Annotated in this window: 18 protein-coding genes and 3 tRNA genes; 10 read left to right on the top strand and 11 right to left on the bottom strand. The window is 65.6% G+C overall.

The genetic code is table 11. The annotated features are described in order from the left end of the window. Positions 1-30: 30 nt before the first annotated feature. The gene (locus Q1A87_RS11825; RefSeq protein WP_299651546.1) at positions 31-915 is read right to left on the bottom strand and encodes a DUF305 domain-containing protein; all 885 of its coding nucleotides are present in this window, start codon (positions 913-915) and stop codon (positions 31-33) included. Positions 916-1031: 116 nt separating this feature from the next. Between Q1A87_RS11825 and Q1A87_RS11820 the strand changes: the two genes are divergently transcribed. The 3 genes from Q1A87_RS11820 (at position 1032) to Q1A87_RS11810 (ending at position 3842) form a co-directional block, all read left to right on the top strand. After that, the gene (locus Q1A87_RS11820) at positions 1032-1304 is read left to right on the top strand and encodes a metal-sensitive transcriptional regulator (protein WP_299651616.1); all 273 of its coding nucleotides are present in this window, start codon (positions 1032-1034) and stop codon (positions 1302-1304) included. Positions 1305-1464: 160 nt separating this feature from the next. Continuing rightward, on the top strand, positions 1465-3189 hold the full coding sequence (locus tag Q1A87_RS11815; protein WP_299651544.1) for a catalase: 1725 nt from the start codon (positions 1465-1467) through the stop codon (positions 3187-3189). 203 nt (positions 3190-3392) lie between these two features. After that, positions 3393-3842, top strand: coding sequence for a ferritin-like domain-containing protein (locus Q1A87_RS11810; protein ID WP_299651542.1), 450 nt, complete (start codon positions 3393-3395; stop codon positions 3840-3842). A gap of 388 nt (positions 3843-4230) precedes the next feature. Here the strand turns inward: Q1A87_RS11810 and Q1A87_RS11805 are convergent. From Q1A87_RS11805 to Q1A87_RS11790, 4 genes are all read right to left on the bottom strand, one after another. After that, a tRNA-Asp gene (locus tag Q1A87_RS11805) sits at positions 4231-4307 on the bottom strand. 136 nt (positions 4308-4443) lie between these two features. Next, positions 4444-4519 (bottom strand) — tRNA-Val (locus Q1A87_RS11800). A 39-nt stretch (positions 4520-4558) separates the two neighbouring features. Next, positions 4559-5083 carry a histidine phosphatase family protein gene (locus Q1A87_RS11795; protein ID WP_299651540.1) on the bottom strand — a complete coding sequence of 175 codons (525 nt, stop codon included), beginning with the start codon at positions 5081-5083 and terminating at the stop codon, positions 4559-4561. A gap of 22 nt (positions 5084-5105) precedes the next feature. Further along, positions 5106-5180, bottom strand: a tRNA-Val gene (locus tag Q1A87_RS11790). A 115-nt stretch (positions 5181-5295) separates the two neighbouring features. On the opposite strand from Q1A87_RS11790, the gene Q1A87_RS11785 reads away from it, so the two are divergent. Beyond that, complete coding sequence (locus tag Q1A87_RS11785) at positions 5296-6174, top strand: 5'-methylthioadenosine/S-adenosylhomocysteine nucleosidase (protein WP_299651538.1); 879 nt, start codon at positions 5296-5298, stop codon at positions 6172-6174. 69 nt (positions 6175-6243) lie between these two features. On the opposite strand, the gene lon is transcribed toward Q1A87_RS11785, so the two are convergent. After that, a complete protein-coding gene (lon, locus tag Q1A87_RS11780; protein WP_299651536.1) occupies positions 6244-8643 on the bottom strand; it encodes an endopeptidase La in 2400 nt (799 codons plus the stop codon). Positions 8644-8847: 204 nt separating this feature from the next. After that, complete coding sequence (tgt, locus tag Q1A87_RS11775) at positions 8848-9978, bottom strand: tRNA guanosine(34) transglycosylase Tgt (RefSeq protein ID WP_299651534.1); 1131 nt, start codon at positions 9976-9978, stop codon at positions 8848-8850. Positions 9979-10195: 217 nt separating this feature from the next. Between tgt and Q1A87_RS11770 the strand changes: the two genes are divergently transcribed. From Q1A87_RS11770 to tpiA, 6 genes are all read left to right on the top strand, one after another. Then, entirely contained in the window at positions 10196-10777 is a 582-nt protein-coding gene (locus Q1A87_RS11770; protein WP_299651532.1) for an outer membrane beta-barrel protein, read from the top strand. A 118-nt stretch (positions 10778-10895) separates the two neighbouring features. Continuing rightward, positions 10896-11261, top strand: coding sequence for an SUF system Fe-S cluster assembly protein (locus Q1A87_RS11765; protein WP_299651530.1), 366 nt, complete (start codon positions 10896-10898; stop codon positions 11259-11261). A 10-nt stretch (positions 11262-11271) separates the two neighbouring features. After that, on the top strand, positions 11272-12957 hold the full coding sequence (locus Q1A87_RS11760; RefSeq protein ID WP_299651528.1) for a mechanosensitive ion channel domain-containing protein: 1686 nt from the start codon (positions 11272-11274) through the stop codon (positions 12955-12957). A 148-nt stretch (positions 12958-13105) separates the two neighbouring features. Then, complete coding sequence (locus Q1A87_RS11755; RefSeq protein WP_299651614.1) at positions 13106-14308, top strand: glycerophosphodiester phosphodiesterase family protein; 1203 nt, start codon at positions 13106-13108, stop codon at positions 14306-14308. A gap of 188 nt (positions 14309-14496) precedes the next feature. Next, complete coding sequence (locus Q1A87_RS11750; protein WP_299651526.1) at positions 14497-14862, top strand: iron-sulfur cluster assembly accessory protein; 366 nt, start codon at positions 14497-14499, stop codon at positions 14860-14862. A gap of 36 nt (positions 14863-14898) precedes the next feature. Next, positions 14899-15606 carry a triose-phosphate isomerase gene (tpiA, locus tag Q1A87_RS11745; RefSeq protein WP_299651524.1) on the top strand — a complete coding sequence of 236 codons (708 nt, stop codon included), beginning with the start codon at positions 14899-14901 and terminating at the stop codon, positions 15604-15606. Between the two features lie 1765 nt (positions 15607-17371). On the opposite strand, the gene uvrA is transcribed toward tpiA, so the two are convergent. The 4 genes from uvrA to lpdA form a co-directional block, all read right to left on the bottom strand. Beyond that, positions 17372-20230, bottom strand: coding sequence for an excinuclease ABC subunit UvrA (gene uvrA / locus Q1A87_RS11740; protein ID WP_299651522.1), 2859 nt, complete (start codon positions 20228-20230; stop codon positions 17372-17374). 206 nt (positions 20231-20436) lie between these two features. After that, positions 20437-21138, bottom strand: a complete 702-nt coding sequence (locus Q1A87_RS11735) for an outer membrane beta-barrel protein (protein ID WP_299651520.1) — start codon at positions 21136-21138, stop codon at positions 20437-20439. Positions 21139-21297: 159 nt separating this feature from the next. After that, positions 21298-22302 carry a DUF4394 domain-containing protein gene (locus tag Q1A87_RS11730; RefSeq protein ID WP_299651518.1) on the bottom strand — a complete coding sequence of 335 codons (1005 nt, stop codon included), beginning with the start codon at positions 22300-22302 and terminating at the stop codon, positions 21298-21300. A gap of 188 nt (positions 22303-22490) precedes the next feature. Beyond that, complete coding sequence (lpdA, locus tag Q1A87_RS11725; RefSeq protein WP_299651516.1) at positions 22491-23885, bottom strand: dihydrolipoyl dehydrogenase; 1395 nt, start codon at positions 23883-23885, stop codon at positions 22491-22493. Positions 23886-23905 lie beyond the last annotated feature (20 nt).

The following is a 23905-nucleotide window of genomic DNA, read 5'->3' as shown; positions in this document are numbered from 1 at the left end:
CGGTTCTCTCCGTTGCGAATGCGCGCCGTGTCAGGCGTCGCAGGTCCAGTATCCCTTGTAGCCGACGCTCAGCGCCGGGTCGGTCCTGAGTTCGAAGCGCAGCGTCGCGTCCTCGCCCTCGCCGGCCTCGACCGAGAGCTGCATTCCGTCGGTTCCGGCCGTGGCCCCCTCGGCGCCCGGGGGCGCGGCAGCGTTGAGGGCGATGAGTTGCCCCGAAAGCTTCGTCGCCGCGCTGCCGTCGGGGGCCATCGCGAAGATCGGGTCCGCGTCGCGCTGCCGGCGGAACTCGCAGATCCCGTCGCCCGGCACTGCGCGGTCGAGTTCCGTGCCGCTCATCGGCGCAAGGTCCAACGTCGCGATGACCGGTGTGGCCAAGGCATCCGCCAGCGGCGCGATCTCGGCCGGCACGTGCTCCTCGCCGGAACCCGCGGCCGTTCCATTCTCGGCGATCTCGTCGATCAGCCAGCGCATTTCCGAGATTTCCCGGTTCTGCGCCGCGATGATCTCGTCGGCAAGCTTTCGGACCCGGGGATCGGAGATCTGCGCGCGCTCCGACGTCATGATCGCGATGGAATGATGCGGGATCATCGCTTTCATCCAGGCCACGTCGCCTACCGTTTCCTGTGAACGGACGAGGAAGAGCGACAGCGCGAAGGCAATCGCGGCGCCTCCGAAGATCGCAGCATTGAGCCGCCGGTTGCGATACATCCCCAGCATGAAGGCTAGCATGATGAACGCCATGACCGCGCCCATGTAGAACGCCATCCACATCCGGGTCTGCGAGAAATACACGTGCTCAAGCGACCACGTGTTTAGATACATCAGCCCGTACATCACCACCGTCGAGGTGACGATCATCGCGGCGAACCGTCCATAGGCCTTGCCGCCTCCGTCTCCGCTGTCTTCGTGCTTCATCACTACTCTGAATTATACCCCCGCAGGGTATATTCAACCCCGATACAAGGTGGAGGTTCCCCCGACATCCCGTGCAGAGGCTCGACTTTTGCCGCTGGAATACCTTTATCGAGAACATGCATGAAAACAGGGACGCCGCCCTTGCGCGGCTCAAGCGACTCGAAGGTCAGGTCCGGGGGATCTCCCGGATGGTCGAGGATGACCGCTACTGCATCGACATCCTCACGCAGATTGCGGCCGTCCGCGCGGCACTGAAAGGCGTGGAACGTCTGGTCATCGAGGATCATGCCGCACACTGCATTGAGGATGCCGTGTCGTCGGGTGACGAGTCCGAGCAGCGCGCGAAGTTTCTGGAACTGATACACCTGCTGGACAGGGCACGCGATTAGGCGACGGCTTCCTTTGGGTCACCTTCGCTGAGCAGTTTCCCGCAGACAGGGCGTATGACCACGGCGTCACCTTTGCGCCTCGGCGAGTTTCTCGATTTCGCGGGGCACAAATTGCCGGGCCATGCGTTGAATCTTGTAACAGCGGAACACGAGGAATCCCATGTCATCTCATGACACGAACACCCAGGCTGGCCCTCGGAGCTCGGACGAACGCATCCTCACCAACCGCCAGGGCCATCCCGTCACCAACAACCAGTCGCAGCGCACTGTCGGCGCGCGCGGCCCCGCGACGCTCGAGAACTACCAGTTCCTCGAGAAGATCAGCCATTTCGACCGCGAGCGCATCCCCGAGCGCGTGGTTCACGCTCGCGGTTTCGTGGCCTACGGCGAGTTCGAGGCAACCGGCAAGATCGGTGACGAGCCGGCCGCGACCTATACCCGTGCCAAGCTGTTCCAGGAGGCGGGCAAGAAGACCCCGCTGGCGATCCGCTTCTCGACCGTGATCGGCGGCCGTGACAGTTCGGAAGTCGCCCGCGACCCGCGCGGTTTCGCCATCAAGTTCTACACCGAGGATGGCAATTGGGATCTCGTCGGCAACAACCTCGCGGTGTTCTTCATCCGCGACGCGATCAAGTTTCCCGACGTGATCCACTCGCTGAAGCCCGATCCGGTGACCTTCCGGCAGGAGCCGAACCGGATCTTCGACTTCATGAGCCAGACGCCCGAGTCGATGCACATGCTGACCCACCTGTTCAGCCCGCGCGGCATCCCGGCGAACTACCGGCACATGGAGGGCTTCGGGGTCAACACCTACAAGATGGTCAATGCCGAGGGCGGGACCTGTCTTGTGAAGTATCACTGGCATCCCAAGCAGGGCGTGGCGAGCCTGACCGAGGAGGAAGCCGCCAAGGTGCAGGGTCAGGATCTCGGCTCCGCCTCCAAGGATCTCTACACGGCGATCGAGACGGGCAACTATCCCCAGTGGGACCTCTACGTGCAGGTCATGGAGGATCACGAACATCCCGAACTCGACTGGGATCCGCTCGACGACACCAAGGTCTGGTCCGAGCGCGACTTCCCGCTGCGACATGTCGGCACGATGACCCTGAACCGGAACGTCGAGAACTTCTTCAACGAGAACGAGCAGATCGCGATGGGCACCGGTGTCCTCGTCGACGGGCTCGACTTCTCCGACGACAAGATGCTGGTCGGCCGCACGTTCTCCTACTCGGACACGCAACGCTACCGGGTCGGGCCGAACTACCTGCAACTGCCGGTGAATCAGCCGAAGCAGGCCAGGGTCGCGACCAACCAGGCGGACGGGCAGATGTCGTATTACCGCGACACGGCCGAGGGTCAGAACCCGCACGTGAACTACGAGCCGTCGCTCCATGACGGCCTGAACGAGGCACCGCGGGAGGAGCCCAACAACACGCCCGAGATCCAGGGGCGCCTGACGCGAAGCGTCCTCGACCGGCGCAACGACTACGTCCAGGCCCGTGCTCGCTTCTGCACCATGCTGAACTGGGAGCGCGACGACCTGATCAAGACCTTGGGAACGATGCTGGGCGATTGCGAGCGCGACGTGCAGGAGCGCATGGTCTGGCATCTGTTCCTCGTCCACGACGATTACGGTCGTCGTGTCGGTGAGACGATCGGGATCGGGGCCGACGATGTGAAGCATCTCGCGCCCCTGCCGAAGCAGGTTCTGACCGACGAGGATCAGAGCCGCCTGTCGTCGCTCGGGGGCAACGGCGACGAGATCGACCCGTCGGTCTGGGGCCAGTGGACGAGCTCCGTCGAGAACCGAAAGGCTACCGCCGACGAGGTGCTCGCGGGCTTCCCGTCGAGCGCTTCGGTCGCGCGCAGCCAAGCCGCCGAGTAGACGTGCCCGAATGCGAGGTCACCCTTGGAACGCACGGCGCCGGGGTGACCTCGATCCGCTTCCGTTGCCCCGCTTGATAATTGTTCAATGACCGTTCCGTGACGTAACATGCGAAGCCACGAAACGTCGATCCGTATGAAACCGCCCGATCTCGCATGCCCGACCAAGGCCGCGTACATCGGGTCCAGACAGGAGACAGACCCATGGTCACGACAGTTGGAAACGAAACCACCTTCGACAAGCTTGTCACCGATCTCATCTATCTCGAGCGGGACGCGATCGCGGCCTACGATTCCTCGATCGAACGGTTGTCGGACACGGCCCTGAGCGATCAGGTCGCCCAGTTCCGGCAGGACCACATGCAGCATCTCGACGTGCTGACAGAGATGGCAGCGGAAGCGGGCGCGGAGGCTCCGACCGAGGGCGACGCGAAGCAGATGCTGACGACCGGCAAGATCGCGATGGCCGACCTGATGGGCGACGGCGCCATCCTCAAGGCGATGAAGACCAACGAGGACGACACCGTCATGGCCTATGAGCGCGCCAGCCAGCACGAGAACGCCCTGCCGAAATCCAAGGCGTTCTTCGAGAAGGCCTTGGCCGACGAGACACGCCACCGCGAATGGATGGACCGGATGTCGCAACAGGTGTGACACCTTGGACGACGCAATCACCGGATTGCGTCGTCCATTCCCTGCCCGCGCCGTGCGGCGTGCCAATTCACCGCGCATCTTGCGAGCAGCGATCTTTCCCAGCACTTTCTTGCGTCATGCATACGCAAATCTAGCATGTGGTCGCTACCACGCTACCAAACGCGAACGAAGATCAGTGGCATAGCCTTCAGCCAATGTATGAAGTCACGTGCTATTCCTCGGCATGGTCGAGTTAGAACTCGTTCACCGACTCGGAGGCAACTGCACAAATCTTGCGTCCGGAAGTTTCCCTAGCCAACCCGTGTCCGAGTACGGAGACGTCTAGACGGCGGTTACCGTATTCGGCCGGACCTGGAAGTCCAAGTCGATCTGACGGACAGGATCGCAATGGCGCGGTTGACGGGGCTCGAACCCGCGACCCCCGGCGTGACAGGCCGGTACTCTAACCAACTGAGCTACAACCGCGCATTTGCGTCCCGGTCGCCCGGCACGGGTGCGGTGTAGGAGAGGGCGAGAGGGGCGTCAAGCGATCGCGGCTGCATTTCCACAGAACATCGCGTTCCATCCGGACCCACCAAATCGACGACCGGGGGCGGGGAAATGGTGGGTGGTGAGGGGCTCGAACCCCCGACATCCTCGGTGTAAACGAGACGCTCTACCAACTGAGCTAACCACCCGCCCGTTCGGGACTAGCGCGACGCGCCCCTCGCATCAAGTCAGGTGTAAACTGTCTCGCGGCCGTCCACGACGTGATGGACTACGCCTTGGGGGTCGGCGAGCATGTCCCAATCGCTCACCCCCATCAGCATTGCCCGCAGGCCGATCGAGACGACCCCATGGGTGACGACGATTGCAGGACCGTCGAGCGTGGCGAGAAAGGCCGCGAGGCGGGCGGTGAGAGCGCCGCGCGTCTCTCCGCCGGGCGCGGCGAACTTCCATGCGACGCCCGGCGGCGGTGCGATCTCGGCGAGGGACCGTCCCTCCCAGTCGCCCAATCCGATCTCGGCGATCCGGTTCTCTACTTGGGCAAAGAGCCCCGCAAGCGCCGCGGAAACCTGCGCCCGGCGCGCCGGACTGACACGAACGGGACGTCTTGCAACCCCGAGCGCCCGCAAGATCGCGCCCTGCCGCGCGGCTTGCACCCGGCCGAACGCGGTAAGGTCGCTGTCGCGACCGCCCTGGAGACGGCCCTCGCGGTTCCACACCGTCTGCCCGTGCCGAAGGATCAGCAGCGGCGGCATCAGAATCTCGTAGATGAGAAAATGGTGGGTGATGAGGGATTTGAACCCCCGACATCTTCGATGTGAACGAAGCGCTCTACCACTGAGCTAATCACCCGACCTTCGCCCGGCATCTAGACAAGCCGCGATCGGGGTTCAAGACCGATCTTGTCCCGCTTGCGGCTCCCCGACCGGCACGCGAACATGCAGCACCGCGTCCCACGGAGGCCCGCATGAACGTCCGACCGACAGCCCTCGCCCTTCTTCTCGCTTCGACCACGACGGCCGCGGCCGACCGCATCGCCGTCATGTCGGCGTTCGAACCCGAATGGATCGCCCTGCGGGACGCGGTCGCGAATCCGGAGACGCGGACGATCAACGGGAACCGCTTCGTCACGGGAACTCTGGAGGGTCAGGAGGTCGTCCTGTTTCTCTCGGGCATCAGCATGGTCAACGCCACGATGACCACGCAACTCGCGCTCGACCATTTCGACATCGAGGCCATCGTCTTCTCGGGCATTGCCGGCGGGGTCGACCCATCACTCTCGATCGGCGACGTCGTGGTCCCGGCGCAATGGGGCGGCTACCTCAACGCCATCCTCGCGCGGGAAACGGCGGAGGGCTATGCGATCCCGCCCTGGATGACGTCGAACTTCGCGCCACTCGGCATGATCTACACGCGGACCGAGGCCGTCCAGTCGGCCCGGGCGGAAACGCCGGAGGATAAGTTCTGGTACGCAGTCGACCCCGATCTGCTCGCTACGGCGGAGGCGATCGAGGCGGAGCTGCCGGCATGCGACGCCGAGGGGACCTGCCTCAGCCGATCGCCGCGGATCGTGACCGGCGGCAACGGGGTTTCCGGCGCGGCGTTCGTCGACAACGCGGAGGTTCGCGAATGGGCCTTCGACACGTTCGACGCACAGGTGCTCGACATGGAAAGCGCCGCCGTCGCGCAGGTCGCCTATGCCAACGAGGTGCCGTTCATCGCCTTTCGCTCACTCTCCGACCTAGCCGGTGGCGGCGAGGGCGCCAACGAGATGGGAACCTTCCTGTCGATCGCGGCTGGAAACTCTGCCAGCGTCGTCCTCGCGTTCCTCGACGCACTGGACTGAGCGAGATCCTTCAGGCCGAACGGAAAAGAGCGCCCCGGGGGGCGCCCCTTGCTGCGACATCGGGTCGGATCAGTGCGCGACCGCGCCTTGCTCGCGCGCCTGGTTGGCGCGGGCGGCCAGCGCCGCGGCCTCTTCGGCAGCCTCGTCCCACTCGATGGGCTCCGGCTCACGGACCAGCGCCCGCTTGAGCACTTCGGAGACGTGCTTGACCGGCACGATCTCCAGCCCGTCCTTCACGCTGTCGGGCAATTCGGCGAGGTCCTTCTCGTTTTCCTCCGGGATCAGCACCGTCTTGATGCCGCCCCGAAGGGCCGCCAGCAGTTTCTCCTTCAGCCCACCGATCGGCATCGCGTTGCCGCGGAGCGAGACCTCGCCCGTCATCGCAATGTCGCGCCGAACCGGGATCTGCGTCAGCGTGGAGACGATGGACGTCACCATCGCCAGACCTGCGGACGGGCCGTCCTTCGGTGTCGCTCCGTCCGGCACGTGGACGTGGATGTCCATCGTGTCGAAACGCGGCGGCTTCACCCCGATCTGCGGCGCGATGGAGCGCACGTAGCTCGAGGCCGCGTCGATCGACTCCTTCATCACGTCGCCGAGCTTGCCGGTCGTCTTCATCCGGCCCTTGCCCGGCAGGCGCAGCGCCTCGATCTGCAAGAGATCGCCGCCCACCGAGGTATAGGCCAGCCCGGTCACGACGCCGATCTGGTCCTCCTGTTCGGCCAGGCCGTAGCGGTACTTCTTCACGCCGAGGAAATCGTCGAGGTTGTCGGCGTCGACCTTGATCGACGTCTCCTTCTTGCCGACGATCCGCGTGACCGCCTTCCGCGCCAGCTTCGCGATCTCGCGCTCAAGGTTCCGCACGCCCGCCTCACGCGTATACGTCCGCACCATCTCGGTGAGCGCTGCATCGGTGACCTCGAACTCGCTCTTGCGGAGCCCATGGTTCTTGACCTGCTTCGACAGCAGATGCTGCTTGGCGATCTCGACCTTCTCCTCTTCGGTGTAGCCCGCGAGCGAGATGATCTCCATCCGGTCGAGAAGCGGCGACGGCATGTTGTAGGAGTTCGCCGTCGTCAGGAACATCACGTTCGACAGATCGTATTCCACCTCGAGATAGTGGTCCACAAAGGTCGAGTTCTGCTCGGGATCGAGCACCTCCAGCATCGCCGAGGCCGGGTCGCCGCGGAAATCCTGACCCATCTTGTCGATCTCGTCGAGCAGGATGAGCGGGTTCGTCGTCTTGGCCTTCTTCAACGCCTGGATGATCTTGCCGGGCATGGAGCCGATATAGGTCCGCCGGTGACCGCGGATCTCGGATTCGTCGCGCACGCCGCCCAACGAGATGCGGATGAACTCGCGTCCCGTGGCCTTGGCGACCGACTTGCCGAGCGAGGTCTTGCCGACACCCGGAGGTCCGACGAGGCAGAGGATCGGACCCTTGAGCTTGGCCGACCGCGCCTGCACGGCGAGATACTCGACGATCCGCTCTTTGACCTTCTCGAGACCGTAATGGTCCTGGTCGAGGACGTCCTGTGCCTTCAGGATGTCCTTCTTGGTGCGGGACTTCGTGCCCCACGGGATCGACAGCATCCAGTCGAGGTAGTTGCGCACCACCGTCGCCTCGGCCGACATCGGGCTCATGTTCTTGAGCTTCTTGAGCTCGCCCTCGGCCTTGTCGCGCGCCTCCTTGGAAAGCTTCGTCTCCTCGATCCGGCGCTCGAGATCGGCCACTTCGGATTGCCCGTCCTCGCCGTCGCCCAGCTCCTTCTGGATCGCCTTCATCTGTTCGTTGAGATAGTACTCGCGCTGCGTCCGCTCCATCTGGGACTTCACGCGGGACTTGATGCGCTTCTCGACCTGCAGGACCGACATCTCGCCCTGCATCAGGCCGTAGACCTTCTCCAGCCGCTCGGACACGGTGAGGATCTCCAGAAGCTCCTGCTTCTGCGCGACCTCGACGCCGAGATGCCCGGAAACGAGATCGACCAGCTTCGCAGGATCGCGCGCCTCGGCCACGGAGCCGAGCGCCTCCTCGGGGATGTTCTTCTTGACCTTGGCGTAGCGTCCGAACTCCTCGCCAACGGATTTCACGAGCGCGTCGACCGTCGCATCGTCACCGCGCGTCTCCTCCAGCGCTTCCGCTTCGGCCTCGAAGAAGGCTTCGGTGTCAAGGAATCGGACGATCTTCACGCGCGAGCGGCCTTCGACGAGAACTTTCACGGTCCCGTCGGGCAGCTTGAGGAGCTGCAGCACGTTCGCCAGCACGCCGACGCGGTAGATGCCGTCGGCATCGGGCTCGTCAACGGCCGGGTCGATCTGGCTCGAGAGCAGGATCTGCTTGTCGTCCGCCATCACCTCCTCGAGGGCGCGGACCGACTTGTCGCGCCCCACGAAGAGCGGCACGATCATGTGCGGGAACACCACGATGTCACGCAGCGGCAGCACGGGATGGGTGGATGTGGTCATGTCTCACTGTCCTTTCGCAAAGACCTCGGCCCCGGAGCGGCGGCGTGTGAGGTCTTCCGTCATCGACCCAGGATGTGGGGCCGCGACGTGGCCTGTTCAATGCGCGGGTCGTTCCCGACCAGTGTCTGACACTGGCGTCATGCGAGAAGGTTCGCAAGGGCGGGCCCAAGACGCGACGATCGCACCGCGTACCGGCAAACCCGGTCAGAGCGGCTCGACATCGCCTTCGGCCCGCCGGGCATGGAAGTCGGCCTGCCACGCGGCGAACGTCCCGGCCGCGATGGCCGCCCGCATCCCGGCCATCAGCTCTTGGTAGTAATGCAGGTTGTGCCACGTCATCAGCATCGAGGCGATCATCTCCTTGGCGCGGCTGACATGATGCAGGTAGGCCCGCGAATAGTCGCGACAGGCGGGACACCGGCATTCGTCGTCGAGCGGTCGCGGATCCTCGGCATGACGCGCGTTGCGGATGTTGACGACACCGCGGCGCGTGAAGGCCTGGCCGGTCCGCCCCGACCGGGTCGGCAGGACGCAATCCATCATGTCGACACCCCGCGCGACCGCGCCGACGATGTCGTCGGGCTTGCCCACGCCCATCAGGTAACGCGGCCGGTCCACCGGCAATTGCTGCGGGGCATAGTCCAGCACGCCAAACATCGCGTCCTGCCCCTCCCCCACCGCCAGTCCGCCGATCGCGTAGCCCTCGAAACCGATGGCCTGCAGCCGCTCGGCGCTCTCGGCGCGCAGATCCGGCTCGAGCCCGCCCTGCTGGATGCCGAAGAGCGCGTGACCCGGCCGGTCCCCGAACGCATCGCGCGACCGTGCGGCCCAATCCATCGAGAGCCGCATCGACGCGGCGATCCGGTCACGCGAAGCAGGCAGCGCCGGACATTCGTCGAAGCACATCACGATATCCGACCCCAGAAGCCGTTGGATCTCCATGCTGCGCTCCGGCGTCAGGCGATGGCGAGACCCGTCGATATGGCTCCGGAACGTCACGCCATCGGCATCGAGCTTGCGCAACTCGCCCAGCGACATGACCTGGAACCCGCCCGAGTCGGTCAGGATCGGTCCATCCCAGTTCATAAAGCAGTGCAGCCCGCCCATGCGATCGACCCGCTCCGCCGTCGGACGCAGCATCAGGTGATAGGTATTGCCCAGCAGGATATCCGCGCCGGTCTCGCGAACCGAGCCCGGAAGCATCGCCTTCACCGTCCCCGCCGTGCCCACCGGCATGAAGGCCGGCGTTCGGATAGCTCCCCGCGGGGTCGAGATCACGCCCGTCCGGGCCGCGCCGTCGGTCGCGGCGATGTCGAATTGGAACGCCTGGCTCATCGTTTCTCCGCGTCATCCTGCCCGGGCGAACGCTCCTATCACCGTCGTCAGGGCGCGGCCAGCGCCGGGTGAGGTCACGAAATCTCCGGCGGCGGCGGTGGCGATGTAACAGAATGTGTCTGGCATATTGGAACGGGATTGGTCATGCGACGTATGGTAACCTTGTGAACCGAGGCCCGTCCAAGGGCCCTATCAGGCATGAACAGGAGATAATTCGATGCAGCGCGTTCTCGCTTCCCTCGCCGCCATGACCCTCGCGGCCCCCGCCTTCGCCGGAAACATCGCCCCCGCCCCGATCGAGCCCGCCCCCGTCTTCTCCGAGCCGGCCCCCGTCGGCTACGACTGGACCGGCTACCATGTCGGTGCGCAGATCGGATACGCGGATGCCGAAGGCAACAACGGCGTCGGCGACGATTTCGACGATGACGGTTTCCTCTACGGACTCGGCTTCGGCTACGACTACGATCTCGGCAATTACGTCCTCGGCGTCGCTTTCGACTATATCCGCCCCGACCTCGAGCTCGGCGACGTGGAAGTCGACGAGATCGCGCGCCTTGGCGCCCGTGCCGGTTACGGCGCCGGCCGGAACCTCGTCTACGGGACCGCGGGCTACGCCCTGGGCGTCACCGACAGCGTGGGCGATTCCGACGGCTATTTCGCCGGTGTGGGCTACGAGGTCTTCGCGACCGAGAAGCTGACCGTCGGCACCGAGGTCATCTATCACAAGTTCGACAGCTTCAGCGACGGCGCCGACGCCGAAGGAACGACCGCCGAGGTCTCGCTGAACTTCCGCTTCTGATCCGGGCCCCGGTGTGACACCGGGGAACATGGACAAAAGGGGGGCGCCTGATCGGCGCCCCTTTACGTTTCCGGACGCAATCCTTATTGTTTTGGTCGTCAAATCAGGGGCAGTTTCCATGACAGTCGAGCCGACCGATCGCCTCGAGGGCGCACCCCTCATCTCTCCATCGACGACCGGGCATCCGCTTCACGAGCCGATCGTCGATGCCTGCCGGACGGTGTTCGATCCTGAGATCCCGGTGAACATCTATGATCTCGGACTGGTCTACACGATCGACATCGGCGGCGAGAATGACGTGCGCGTCATCATGACCCTGACCGCCCCGGGCTGTCCCGTCGCGGGCGAGATGCCGGGCTGGGTCGCCGACGCCGTCTCCGCCGTGCCCGGCGTCAGGACGGTCGATGTCGACCTGACCTGGGAGCCGCCCTGGGGCATGGAGATGATGTCCGACGAGGCGCGCCTCGAACTCGGCTTCATGTAGGGCGTCGTCCTTGACGGCGGCGGCAGCGGGGCGCGTCATCGCCCAATTCCTGTTTTGTGCGATCGTCATGGTCTTGGCGGCCATGCCAATCTTGGCGCAATCCGAGGGGCCCTACTACGAAATCGAGACGCTCAACCCGGGTCTGGGCGAAGTGCCCGCCACAATTGATCGTCGTACCCCCCGTACGGCCATGGTTTCCTTCCTGCAGGCCGGCGAGGCCGGCGATTGGGTCGCGGCCGCCCACAATCTCGACCTCTCCGACATTCCCGACGCGGAACAGTCCGAGCGCGGTCCGGCACTCGCCGAACAATTGCACGCGGTGATCGAGCGCAAGGCGCTGCTGGACTGGTCCCTGCTGATCGACCGGCCGGACGCGTTGCAGGTCTCGGGCGACCGCAACGCGTCCCAGGCGGGCGAACCCCGTCGCTCCCTGCTGCTGCGCGACCTGCCGCTCGGGATCGCCCCGGCCGCCATCCGCCTGAATCGCGTCAAGGCGGGCGAGGCCGATCCGCTCTGGATCTTCCCCCCCGAGACGGTGGCGAACATACCGGCCCTTCACGAACGGTACGGTCCATCCCGGTTCGAGCGCCTGCTCCCGGCGCCCCTGCGCGACGACGCGTTCTGGGGGTTGATGTGGTGGGAGCTTCTCGGCCTGCCCCTCCTGGCGGTCGCGGCCATCGCACTGGCGAGTTTCGTCCACCGAACCCTGCAATGGATCGGTCATCGCCTGAGGAACCCCCTCACGACCGCGATCCTTCGGGCCACGCGGACGCCCATCGTCCTCGCGAGCGTGACGACCCTCGTGTGGTACGTCACGCACCACGTCTTCGTCTTCTCCGGCAACATTGATGTCGTCGTCTCGCCGCTCGTCGCGGTCGGCTTCGTCACCGCGCTCCTCATGCTGATCGTGAACGTGGTCGAGGCCATTCTCGACGCGTTGATCACCCCGGGCGAGGACGTGGACCTGACGCGGGAGGAGCAGGCCGAGAAGCGGACGATCGCCACGCGGATCAATGCCGGCAAGCGCATCATGGTCGTCGTGGTCTTCCTCGTCGGGGCGTGGATCGTGCTGTCGACGGCACAGGTCTTCCGCGGCATGGGGCCGTCCTTGCTGGCGTCCGCGGGCCTGCTGACCCTGCTCTTCGGCTTTGCCGCCCGCGACATCCTTGCCAATATCCTGGCCTCGTTACAGATCGCGCTGAACCAGTCGGCCCGCGTCGGCGACAGGGTCGTCTACAAGGACGAGCTCTGCCACGTGGAGCGCATTCACCTGACCTATGTCCAGCTTCGGGACTGGGACGGGACCCGCCTCATCGTGCCGGTCACCGAGTTCATCTCCGAGACGTTCTCGAACTGGTCGCTGCAGGACCCGGCGATGCTCCGCATCCTGCGGTTCAAGCTCGACCCCCGGGCCGATGTGGATCGTCTCCGGGAGACTTTCCACGACATCCTTCGCGAACTGTCCGACGGTGAACTCGGGGCCGAACTCGGAGACGTGAGCGAGGCCGTCGTCAACGTCGCCGGGCAGGACGTGTTCGGTATCGACGTCTGGTTCAGCACGCCCTGCAAGGATCCCAACACGTCGTGGGAGGTCGCCTGCACCGTGCGCGAACGGCTCGTGGCGCGTGCGGCCGAGATCGAGCGCGAGAGCGATGCCGTCATCTTCCCGGCCGCGGTGCCGGCAGAGGCCGCTTGACGGGATCGCCTGGTTCGAACCACGCTGTCATACGTCCGTCACGAGACCGCAACATTTGCGTCACCTCGTCCGTTCAAGCCCGTCCCGACGAATGCCAAAGGAGAGAACCACCGTGCCCCATCGCCCCCTGACCCTTCCCTGCCTCGGCATGGTGATCCTCGCCGGCGCACCGGCCGTAGCGCAGGACGGCACCGAGATGCTGACCTATGGGCCGCGTCCGGCCTATCTGATCGACCGGATGGAAGACGGCGAGCTCAAATCGACGCTGCAGGCATGCCTCGGCCAGACGCCCGAACGCACCGATTTCTCCATCGGCCATCGCGGCGCGCCGCTGATGTTCCCCGAGCATACCGACGTGTCGAACCGGGCCGCGGCACGGATGGGGGCGGGCATCCTCGAATGCGACGTGACCTTCACTGCGGATCACGAGCTTGTCTGCCGCCACGCGCAGAACGACCTGCATACGACGACAAACATCCTCGTCACCGACCTTGCCGACACCTGCATCACGCCCTTCACCCCCGCCACCGATGGGGAAGACGCCACGGCCGAATGCCGAACGTCGGAGATCACCCTCGAGGAATTCAGGACGCTCACCCCGAAGATGGATTCGAGCCTCGCCTCCGCGACGACCGCCGAGGAGTATCAGGGCGGCACGGCCGACTTCCGCACCGATCTCTACGTCGAGGGAGCGAACCTGCTGACCCACGGTGAATCGATCGAGCTGTTCCGCGATCTCGGCGCGAAGTTCACGCCGGAACTGAAATCCGCTTCCGTCGAGATGCCGCATGAGGGCTTCACGCAGGAGGATTACGCGCAGAAGCTCGTCGACGAGTACAAGGCCGCGGACGTCCCGCCCTCCGATGTCTGGCTGCAAAGCTTCGACCTCTCCGACATCCGCTACTGGATCGAGAACGAACCCGAATTCGGCAAGCAGGCGGTCTATCTCGACGACCGCTACGAGGCCTTCGACGAGGACGAGGGCGAGATCGACCCGATGGACGCCTCGACCTTCGAGCCGACGATGCAGGAACTCGCCGACATGGGCGTGAACTACCTCGCCCCGCCGCTTTACATGCTGGTCACCAGCGAGGACGGCGAGATCGTCCCGTCCGTCTACGCCGAGGAGGCAAAGGCGGCGGGCCTGAACCTGATCGCCTGGTCGCTCGAGCGCGCGGGTACGCTGACCGACGGGGGCGGATTTTACTTCCAGTCGATCGAGGACCTGACCGATGGCGGCGGGACGAACTTCGAACTGCTCGACGTGCTGGCGCAGGATGTCGGTGTCGCGGGCGTGTTCTCCGACTGGCCGGCCACGGTGACGTACTACGCGAACTGCATGGGTCTCTGAGTCGGGAGGGGCGCTGCCCCGCCCTTCGGGCCCCCGGGATATTTCGGAAGCAAAGACGGGGCCGTGCAACGGTCCCGTCTCACTTCAAGCGGACCTGCCCGTGGAGTGTGATGGCCTTCTTGCGGGAGCGCTTGCCCCTTGAGCGTCCGGGACGGGGGGCTTACCTGTGGGATCAAGGAGAAATGCCCATGTTCGCCATACCCGGTCAGCCGCCCGTCACCGTCACTTCGGCCGCCGCCGCGCAGATCGCCAAGCTGATGGCGCGACAGGATTCGGCCGGCTTGCGCATCGGCGTCAAGAAGGGTGGCTGCGCGGGGATGGAATACACCATGGACTACGTCGCCGCGGTCGAGCCGAACGACGAGGTCGTGGATGTCGGCGACGCCCGCGTGCTGATCGCGCCGATGGCGCAGATGTTCCTCTTCGGCACCGAGATCGACTACGAGACGTCGCTTCTTGAATCCGGGTTCCGGTTCCGCAATCCGAACGTCGTCGACGCCTGCGGCTGCGGCGAGTCGATCAAGTTCGACGAGACTCTGGGCAAGACCGGCTGACGTGATATGCCTCCCGCGACATGTCGGGAGGGACACATGCCGAAGAAGACCGCCGCCGGAAACTGGAAGATGAATGGCCTGCGCGCCGCGTTGCGCGAGGCAGAGGCCATCGCGGTGGGGGCGCCCGACGGGATCGTCACGCTGCTCTGCCCCCCCGCGACGCTCTTGGCGTCGATGCCCGAAGGCCTCGCGACCGGCGGCCAAGCGTGCCATTCGCAAGAAACCGGCGCGCATACCGGTGACCTCTCTGCCGAGATGCTGGCCGATGCCGGGGCCACCTACTGCATCACCGGCCATTCCGAGCGCCGCGCCGATCACGGCGAGCGCGACGCAGACGTCCGCGCGCAGACCGAAGCCGCCTGGCGCGCCGGGCTCACGGCGATCCTGTGCATCGGCGAGACGCTGCAGGACCGCGAGGCTGGGCGCACGCTCGACGTCCTGTCGGCACAACTCGCGGGTTCGCTCCCCGAAGGCGCGACGGCGGAGAACACGATCGTCGCCTACGAGCCGGTCTGGGCCATCGGCACGGGCAAGGTCGCATCCCCCGCGCAGGTGGCCGAGGTCCACGACGCCCTGCGGGCGAAGGTCGGCCCCGACATCCCGCTCCTCTACGGCGGCTCGGTCAAGGCCACGAACGCCGCCGAGCTCTTTGCGCTCGATAACGTCGACGGCGCGCTCGTGGGAGGTGCGAGCCTGACGGCAGCCGACTTCCTCCCGATCGCCGAGGCGCTTGCGGCCAGCTAGCGCGCCACTGGCTCCGACCCGATTATCTGCATCGAGAGCCAAGTCGAGAGTTACGGGAAGTAGGTTATCGTACTCAATAAGGACGGCGCGCAGCGGAAGCACAGCGCTGACCAATACCAGTTCATCATGCCGGCGACATCGACGTGACGAAGCGTTTTAGCCTCATCGGCAATGTGATTATCCGATCATAGTCGTCATGACCTTAATGATGATCGGGCCGATCCGGAGCATGGTGGCAACCGGCAAGCCAATGGATGCCACGATGTCGAGAAGCCCTAATTGCACAGGCCAGTCAGCAGGATCACGTTTGCGTTTGGGAAAAAGGCGAACGGTTCTAGCTTCTTGGACAGGACCGAGTTCGCCGTGAGCGCCTTGGAAATGATGGCGACAGCGTGATTGTGGGCTCGGCCGCGTCCAAGAGCAGTTTGCGCGGTTTTAAAGAACGCTTCGACCAGCGACTGTAGCCGCGCCCTATGACATCGACGGACGCAAACGGATAGTGTCAGTTCCGGAAGACCTTGTTGAAGGGCCTGAGCTTCGACAGCGAATGGGCCGTCTCCACGTCGCCACACAGCATCACCTCCAGATCCGATCCATTTTCCCCGACCATGCGTTCAACTTCTCGATGACCTGCACGCGAACTAGTACGGCGGCGATACCCCTCCGATGCCGGTCCGTGACGACAACAGACGAACCCTATGAGATCGCCGACCATCACGATCGTATCCGCGTATTGACGAAATGGCTCCGCCGCGCGCACCCGTTGTGCGAGACCGGGAGAGCAGGACGCTCGCCCGGATCAGCGCCGCCGTCCGCTCCGGCTCCAGCGCCTCAAGCAGGGCGTTGGATCCAGTGCTCGCCGCCGCGTCGTACGCTGTCGTCTCCGCCCTGCTGCGTGACCGGCGCTTCGGACGAAAGGGCGCGGACCTGCCCGTCCGACCCGCATATCAGACCGGGTTCCGGGCAGTCGAAAATCGTTTCATGCTGAAGCTGGAACCACCGCGGCACACGCGGCTGCGCGGCCAGGTCCTGCGCGCCTTCACCTCGCGTCGGATCGCAGCGCTGGGCCCCAAAGATCCCGGTGCTTGCGGATGTTCGGATCAACGGCTTTCCGGCGGGGCCGTTCGACTTGCTTGACGCGTTCGCTCGTCCCCTGTCCGCCTGTGTGATCTTCCGCCTGCTCGGCGTGCCGCTGTTCCTCGGTCGGTCGATGGCGATGGTTGGCATGCTACCAAGCCCGGAGCGCGCAATTCAGGAGCCGTCCGCTACAGAAGCTGCGTTCGCGACCTGCATCCTATCGCTCAAAGGCGGCAAAAGACGACGGTCCATACACTTGGTAACGGGGTCGCGGGGCATGTCTCCACCGGCGTTGGGCCACGCCTGTCTGGCACGCGCCGATCATAGGGCGCTACGCCACGATCCGCCGCTGCACCTGTTTACCCGCTATGCCACTCAGGAGGTCGAGGTCTTCGGCCACCGCTTCCGGCACGGCGAACCGCGACCCGTCCGCCTGTTTGGATCCGGGGCGCCTTGACCCTGCGCGCTTCCCCGACGCGCCCGCATCTGCGAGCTTCGGAGCGGGACTGCATGTCGGCCTCGGCGCGCCGCTGGCGCGGCCGATGGTCACGATCTGACGGCGGCGCATGCCAGGGCTGCCGCGCCGGCGGCGCAGGTCGGAGCCTTCGGCGAGAGTATTGTCGCCAAGAAGAACGGGACGGAATCAGAACGATGCTTCGGTGCGGTCCGGACGCGGCACCGAACGGGGTCACTCCGCCGCGACCCGGCGCGCCTCCAGCATCGGCTTCAGGTAGCGGCCGGTATGGCTCGCCTCGATCCCGGCGATCTCCTCCGGGCTACCGGTCGCCACGACCTCGCCGCCGCCGTCGCCGCCTTCGGGGCCGATGTCGATCACGTGGTCGGCGGTCTTCACCACGTCGAGATTGTGCTCGATCACCACCACCGAGTTCCCTTGGTCCACGAGCTCGTGCAGCACCTCTAGGAGCTTCTTCACGTCCTCGAAATGCAGGCCCGTCGTCGGCTCGTCGAGGATGTAGAGCGTCCGCCCGGTGGACCGCCGCGACAGCTCCTTCGAGAGCTTCACCCGCTGCGCCTCCCCGCCCGAGAGCGTCGTTGCCTGCTGGCCTACCTTGATGTAGCCGAGGCCCACCCGTATCAGCGCGTCCATCTTCTCGCGGATCGACGGCACGGCCTGGAAGAAGGTCTGCGCATCCTCGACCGTCATGTCGAGCACGTCGGCGATGGACTTGCCCTTGAAGTGGATCTCCAGCGTCTCGCGGTTGTAGCGCTTGCCGTGGCAGGTCTCGCATTCGACGTAGACGTCGGGCAGGAAATGCATCTCGATCTTGATGAGCCCGTCGCCCTGACAGGCCTCGCAGCGCCCGCCCTTCACGTTGAAGCTGAACCGGCCGGGCTTGTAGCCGCGCGCCTTCGACTCCGGCAGGCCCGCGAACCAGTCGCGGATCGGGGTGAACGCCCCGACATAGGTGGCCGGGTTCGAACGCGGCGTGCGGCCGATCGGCCGCTGGTCGATGTCGATCACCTTGTCGAGATGGTCGAGCCCCTTCACCGTTTCGCAGGGCGCCGGCGTCTGCCGCGCGCCGTTGAGCTTCATCGAGGCGGTCTTGAACAGCGTCTCGATGGTCAGCGTGGACTTGCCGCCGCCGGACACGCCGGTCACCGCCACGAACTGCCCGAGCGGATAGTCGACGGTCACGCCCTTGAGGTTGTTGCCGGTGGCCTTCACCACGGTCAGCTTCTTCTTGTTCCCCTTCCGCCGCGTCTCGGGCACGCCGATCTCCCGCCGCCCGGCGAGGTAGTCGCCGGTGACCGAAGCGGGGTTCGCCTCCAGCTCGTGCGGCACGCCGTGGGCGACCACCCGGCCGCCGTGGATGCCCGCGCCCGGTCCGATGTCGAAGACGTAATCCGCCTCGCGGATCGCCTCCTCGTCGTGCTCGACCACGATCACGGTGTTGCCCTGATCGCGCAGGTTCTTGAGCGTCGTCAGCAACCGGTCGTTGTCGCGCTGGTGCAGGCCGATGGAGGGCTCGTCGAGGACGTAGAGCACGCCGGTCAGGCCCGAGCCGATCTGGCTCGCCAGACGGATGCGCTGGCTCTCGCCGCCCGACAGCGTGCCGGCGTTCCGGCTCAGCGTCAGGTATTGCAGGCCGACGTTGTTCAGGAAACCCAGCCGCTCGCGGATCTCCTTCAGGATGGCGCGGGCGATCTCGTTGTTCTGCCTTGACAGTTTCGCGGGCACCTCGTCGCACCACGCCAGCGCCTCGGCGATCGACATCTCGACCACCTGGCCCACATGCAGCCCGCCAATCTTCACGGCCAGCGCCTCGGGGCGCAGCCGGTAGCCCTCGCAGGCGCCGCAGGGGCGGTTGTTCTGGTAGCGCTCGAACTCCTCGCGGACCCAGGCCGAGTCCGTCTCGCGGTAGCGGCGCTCCATGTTGGGGATCACCCCCTCGAAGACGCGGCTGACCTCGTAGATGCGGCCGTTCTCGTCGTAGCGAAACTTGATCTTCTCGCTGCCCGAGCCGCGCAGGAAGACGCGCTGCACCTTCTCCGGCAGGTCCTTCCACGCGGCCTTCGTGTCGAAGCCGTAATGCTTGGCGATGCTGTTGATCGTCTGCGTGAAATAGGGCGACTTGGTCTTGCTCCACGGCGCGATGGCGCCCTTGGCGAGCGACAGCGTGACGTCGGGGACGATCAGGCGCTCGTCGAAGAACAGCTCCATCCCCAGCCCGTCGCAGACCGGGCAGGCCCCGAACGGGGCGTTGAAGGAGAACAGGCGCGGCTCGATCTCGGGGATGGTGAAGCCGGAAACCGGGCAGGCGAACTTCTCGGAGAAGGTCGTCCGCTCCGCCTCGCCCTCCTTCGGGGCGGTCTCGAGGATGGCGATCCCGTCGGCAAGGTCGAGCGCGGTGCGGAAGCTGTCGGCGAGCCGTGTCTCCAGCCCCTCGCGCACGACGATCCGGTCCACCACCACGTCGATGTCGTGGCGGAACTTCTTGTCCAGCGTGGGCGGCGTGTCGAGGTCGTGGAACTCCCCGTCGACCTTCACGCGCTGGAAGCCCTGCTTGCGCAGCTCCAGCATCTCCTTTCGATACTCGCCCTTGCGGTCGCGCACGATGGGCGCGAGCAGGTAGCCGCGCGTCCCCTCCTCCATCGCCATGACCCGGTCGACCATGTCCTGCACCTGTTGCGCTGTGATCGGCTCGCCGGTCACGGGCGAATAGGGCGTGCCGGCCCGCGCGAAGAGCAGGCGCATGTAGTCGTAGATCTCGGTCACCGTGCCGACGGTGGAGCGCGGGTTCTTCGAGGTCGTCTTCTGCTCGATCGAGATCGCGGGCGAGAGACCGGAGATATGGTCCACGTCCGGCTTCTGCATCATGTCGAGGAACTGCCGCGCATAGGCCGACAGGCTCTCGACGTAGCGGCGCTGGCCTTCCGCGTAGATCGTGTCGAAGGCCAGCGACGACTTGCCCGACCCCGACAGCCCGGTGATCACCACCAGCTTGTCGCGGGGGATGTCGACATCGATGCCCTTCAGGTTGTGCTCGCGCGCGCCGCGCACCTCGATGAACTTCTGGTCGGCCATTCTGCCCCCGCATCCCGTTCGAGTTCTCGACATAGGTGAGCGCGGCCCGCGTGCAATCCGGGCCGGCCGATTCCCGTGCGAACAATCAGCGAACGGCTAGCACGCCCGCCGGTGGGGCGCCAGACGCCCGCGGCATCGCCGGCGCGCTTGGGCGCACGGATTCGCGACCCGCAATCACCTCGCGACGCGAAAGGAGCCGACGCGGCTCAGAACCGCAGCGAGGCGCGCAATTCCAGGCTCTGCATCTCGAAATCGACCTCGCGGTCTCCCCTGAGATAACCCTCGAAGTCGAAATCCCCGAACCGGTGGACCATGTATTGCGCCCCGACGGAGACACGGTCGCCCAGCATCCGCTCCACGCCGAGGCCGACCGCGTATCCGGTGTCGCGGAAGCCGCCGGCATTGTCGCCGAGCAGATTACCCGCCGTCGCGACGTCGATATCCAGATAGGCCAGCCCCGCCGCGCCGTAGACTAGCGTGCGGCCGATCGCGGATCCGCCGCGCAGCGTCGCCGTCACCCCGTGGTCGACCTCGATGGCGAGGGCGGCCTCGTCGGTGAAGATCCTGCCCGACGCGATGTAGTAGCCGAGCGCGTCCCCGCCGAGACGCGGCCCGCCGGCGAAGACGCGAAGCTCGGGCCCGAAGACGAAATCGCCGCGCCGGAAATCGTAGCCCGCATGGAGCGCGTATCCCGCCGCACGGTCGTCGAGGGAGAAGACGGCATCGTTCCCGCGGAAGGCAGGACCGACGGAGCCGATCCCGAACATCCCTTCCGGCACGCCGTCCGCGCTCAGGCGGCCGGTTCCGACGCCGCCCCCGAGATAGGGTCCGTCGAAGGGCATGGCGGGATCGGCGGCCTGGGCAGGCGCGGCCAGAAGCGAAAGGAGGAGCGCAAGACGATGGAGCACGGGACACCTGCGAGGCCGACTGCGCCTCGTGCGACGAAACCGCGTGCCGCGCAACGGTTCTCGTGCAGCTTGGTTAACGATCCCGAGCCGGCGCGGCGGCCTGCCGGCACGAAAAAGGGCGGGACCCGAAGGCCCCGCCCCAAGCGTCATTGAAATCTCTTAGTGCTTGCGAAATTTCCGCAGCGCCCCGAAACCGCCGAGCCCGGCGGCCAGCAGGAGCGCCGAAGCCGGCAGCGGCACGGGCGCCGGCGAGGGCATCGTGTCGTTCGCCGCCACGGTGAAGCTGCCAAAGCCGCGGCCGAAGGTGCTCACGAAGGTCGCCTCGATGTCGCCCGCCATGCCCGGCAGCTCGAAGCTGTAGAGGTTCGACATGCCGTCGACATTCAGGAGCGCGAGCCCGAGATTGTCGTCGCTCGCCGGGGACAGGATGTCGAAGCCGCCCACGTCAGAGAAATCGAGCGCCGATCCGTCGACCAGGAGCTGGCCGAGCGTGCGCAACTCGCCCGAGTTGTTGCCGAGCGTCGCGACGATGTCGAGGTCGCTGTCGAGCACGTACTGCACCTGCGTGTCCGCGTTCACCTGATCCTGCGGCACGGCGTTGGTGTAGGCGTTGGCGAAGACGCTGGGATTCTTGCCTGCATTCGCGTCGTCGGACACGTAGAACAGGTCGTTGGCCCGGATCACCTCGGCCGGATCGCGCGTCGGCGTCGGGAAGAAGACAAGGTTCTCGTCGTTCTTCGAAACCACCCGCGCAGCGTCGAGCGCGTTGTTGAAGTCGAAACCGATGTTGCGGGTCGTCGTCTCGACCGGGGCACCGGCATTGTTCTGCCCGTCTGCGGCAGAGCCCATTGCGACGGCCACCTCGGTCAGCGCACCGGAGTTCACGTCGACGCTGAAGACGCGGTTGCCCTCGTTCTTGTAGGCGAAGAACCCGCCGGTGTTCGGGCGGTAGGTGATCGCGTCGACCGCCGTGAGCGTGCCGTTCTCCCGCAGGAAGGTCGCCTCCGACGGCGGGACCGGGTTGGTCAGGTCGGTGTAGGAGAACAGATCGTAGCCGTTCGCGCCGATCGCGTAGCCCGTGCCCTGCGAGACGCTGGCCGCCATCGCGGAACTGGCCGCAAACGCACCGATGCCGATTACGGTCGTCGTAAGAAACTTCTTCATCAGGTAAATCCCCCGTGATTGCATTCTGTGAACGCGTCCAAGCGCGCTCACACCCAGCCACGTAGAGGTGTCCGGCGAGTTTCAATCGAGCGGAAAGATTTTCTTAACTAGTTGACGAAACGTCAATAAAGTCTTGCCTTAGGGGAAAGCCCGGTCGGCCGCGCGCGGGCGGCCGACCGGACGCGGCGTCAATAGTGGATCGCCCGGCCGTCCGCGTCGAGCACGCTCTCGTGCATCATCTCCGACAGCGTCGGATGCGGGAAGACGGTATGGGCCAGATCCTCCTCCGTCGTCTCGAGTTGCCGCCCGACGACGTAGCCCTGGATCAGCTCCGTCACCTCCGCACCCACCATATGCGCACCCAGCAACTCGCCGGTGCCCTTGTCGAAGATGGTCTTCACCATCCCCTCCGGCTCACCCAGCGCGATGGCCTTGCCGTTGCCGATGAAGGGGAAGTGCCCGACCTTGATGTCGTGCCCCGCGTCGCGGGCCTGAGCCTCCGTGAGGCCGACGCTCGCCACCTGCGGATAGCAATAGGTGCAGCCGGCGATGCTCTCGGGACGCACGGGATGCACGTCGTTCTTCCCGGCGATCAGCTCGGCCACCATCACGCCCTCGTGGCTGGCCTTGTGCGCAAGCCACGGCGCGCCGGCGATGTCGCCGATCGCGTAGACGCCCTCGACCCCCGTGCGGCAATATTCGTCCACCACGACATGCGACTTCTCGACCTTCACGCCGGCCTCCTCGAGGCCCAGCCCCTCGACGTTGCCGACGATGCCCACGGCGGAGATCACGGTGTCGAACTCGTAGCTCTCGGCCTTGCCGTTCGACTCGATCTTGGCCACCACCTTGTCGTCCTGCCGGTCGAGCGCCTGCACGATGGCCTTCTGCAGGATGTGCATCCCCTGCTTCTCGAACTGCTTCTTGGCGAACTTGGAGATCTCCTCGTCCTCCACCGGAAGGATGCGGTCCATCACCTCCACCACCGTCGTGTCGGCGCCGAGCGTGTTGTAGAAGCTCGCGAACTCGATCCCGATGGCGCCGGAGCCGATCACCAGGAGCTTCTTGGGCATGTGCGGCGGCTGCAGCGCGGTCTTGTAGTTCCAGACCCGCTTGCCGTCCGCCTCCAGCCCCGGCAGGTTGCGGGCCCGCGCACCGGTGGCGACGACGATGTTGCCCGCCTCGTAGGTCTCCTCGCCCTTGTCGGTCGTGACCGTGACCCGGCCCTTCCCGGCGAGCCTGGCCTCGCCCATGATCGTGGTGATCTTGTTCTTCTTGAACAGGTGCCCGATCCCGCCCGAAAGCTGCTTGGCCACCCCGCGCGAGCGCTTGACCACCGCGTCGAGGTCGTAGTCGATCCCCTCCGCCTTCAGCCCGAACTCCTTGGCCCGGTGCATCAGGTGGAACACCTCGGAGGAGCGCAGCATCGCCTTGGTCGGGATGCAGCCCCAGTTCAGGCAGATCCCGCCCAGATGCTCGCGCTCGATGCAGGCGACACTGAGGCCCAGCTGCGCGGCGCGGATCGCCGCGACGTAGCCGCCGGGACCGGCGCCGATGACGATCAGGTCGAAGGATTTGGCCATGGTCTCGCCTCTCGCATGCT

Origin of the sequence: uncultured Jannaschia sp. (assembly GCF_947494055.1) — a bacterium.
Classification (GTDB): Bacteria; Pseudomonadota; Alphaproteobacteria; order Rhodobacterales; family Rhodobacteraceae; genus Jannaschia.
This window is presented reverse-complemented; position numbering and strand designations above follow the sequence as displayed.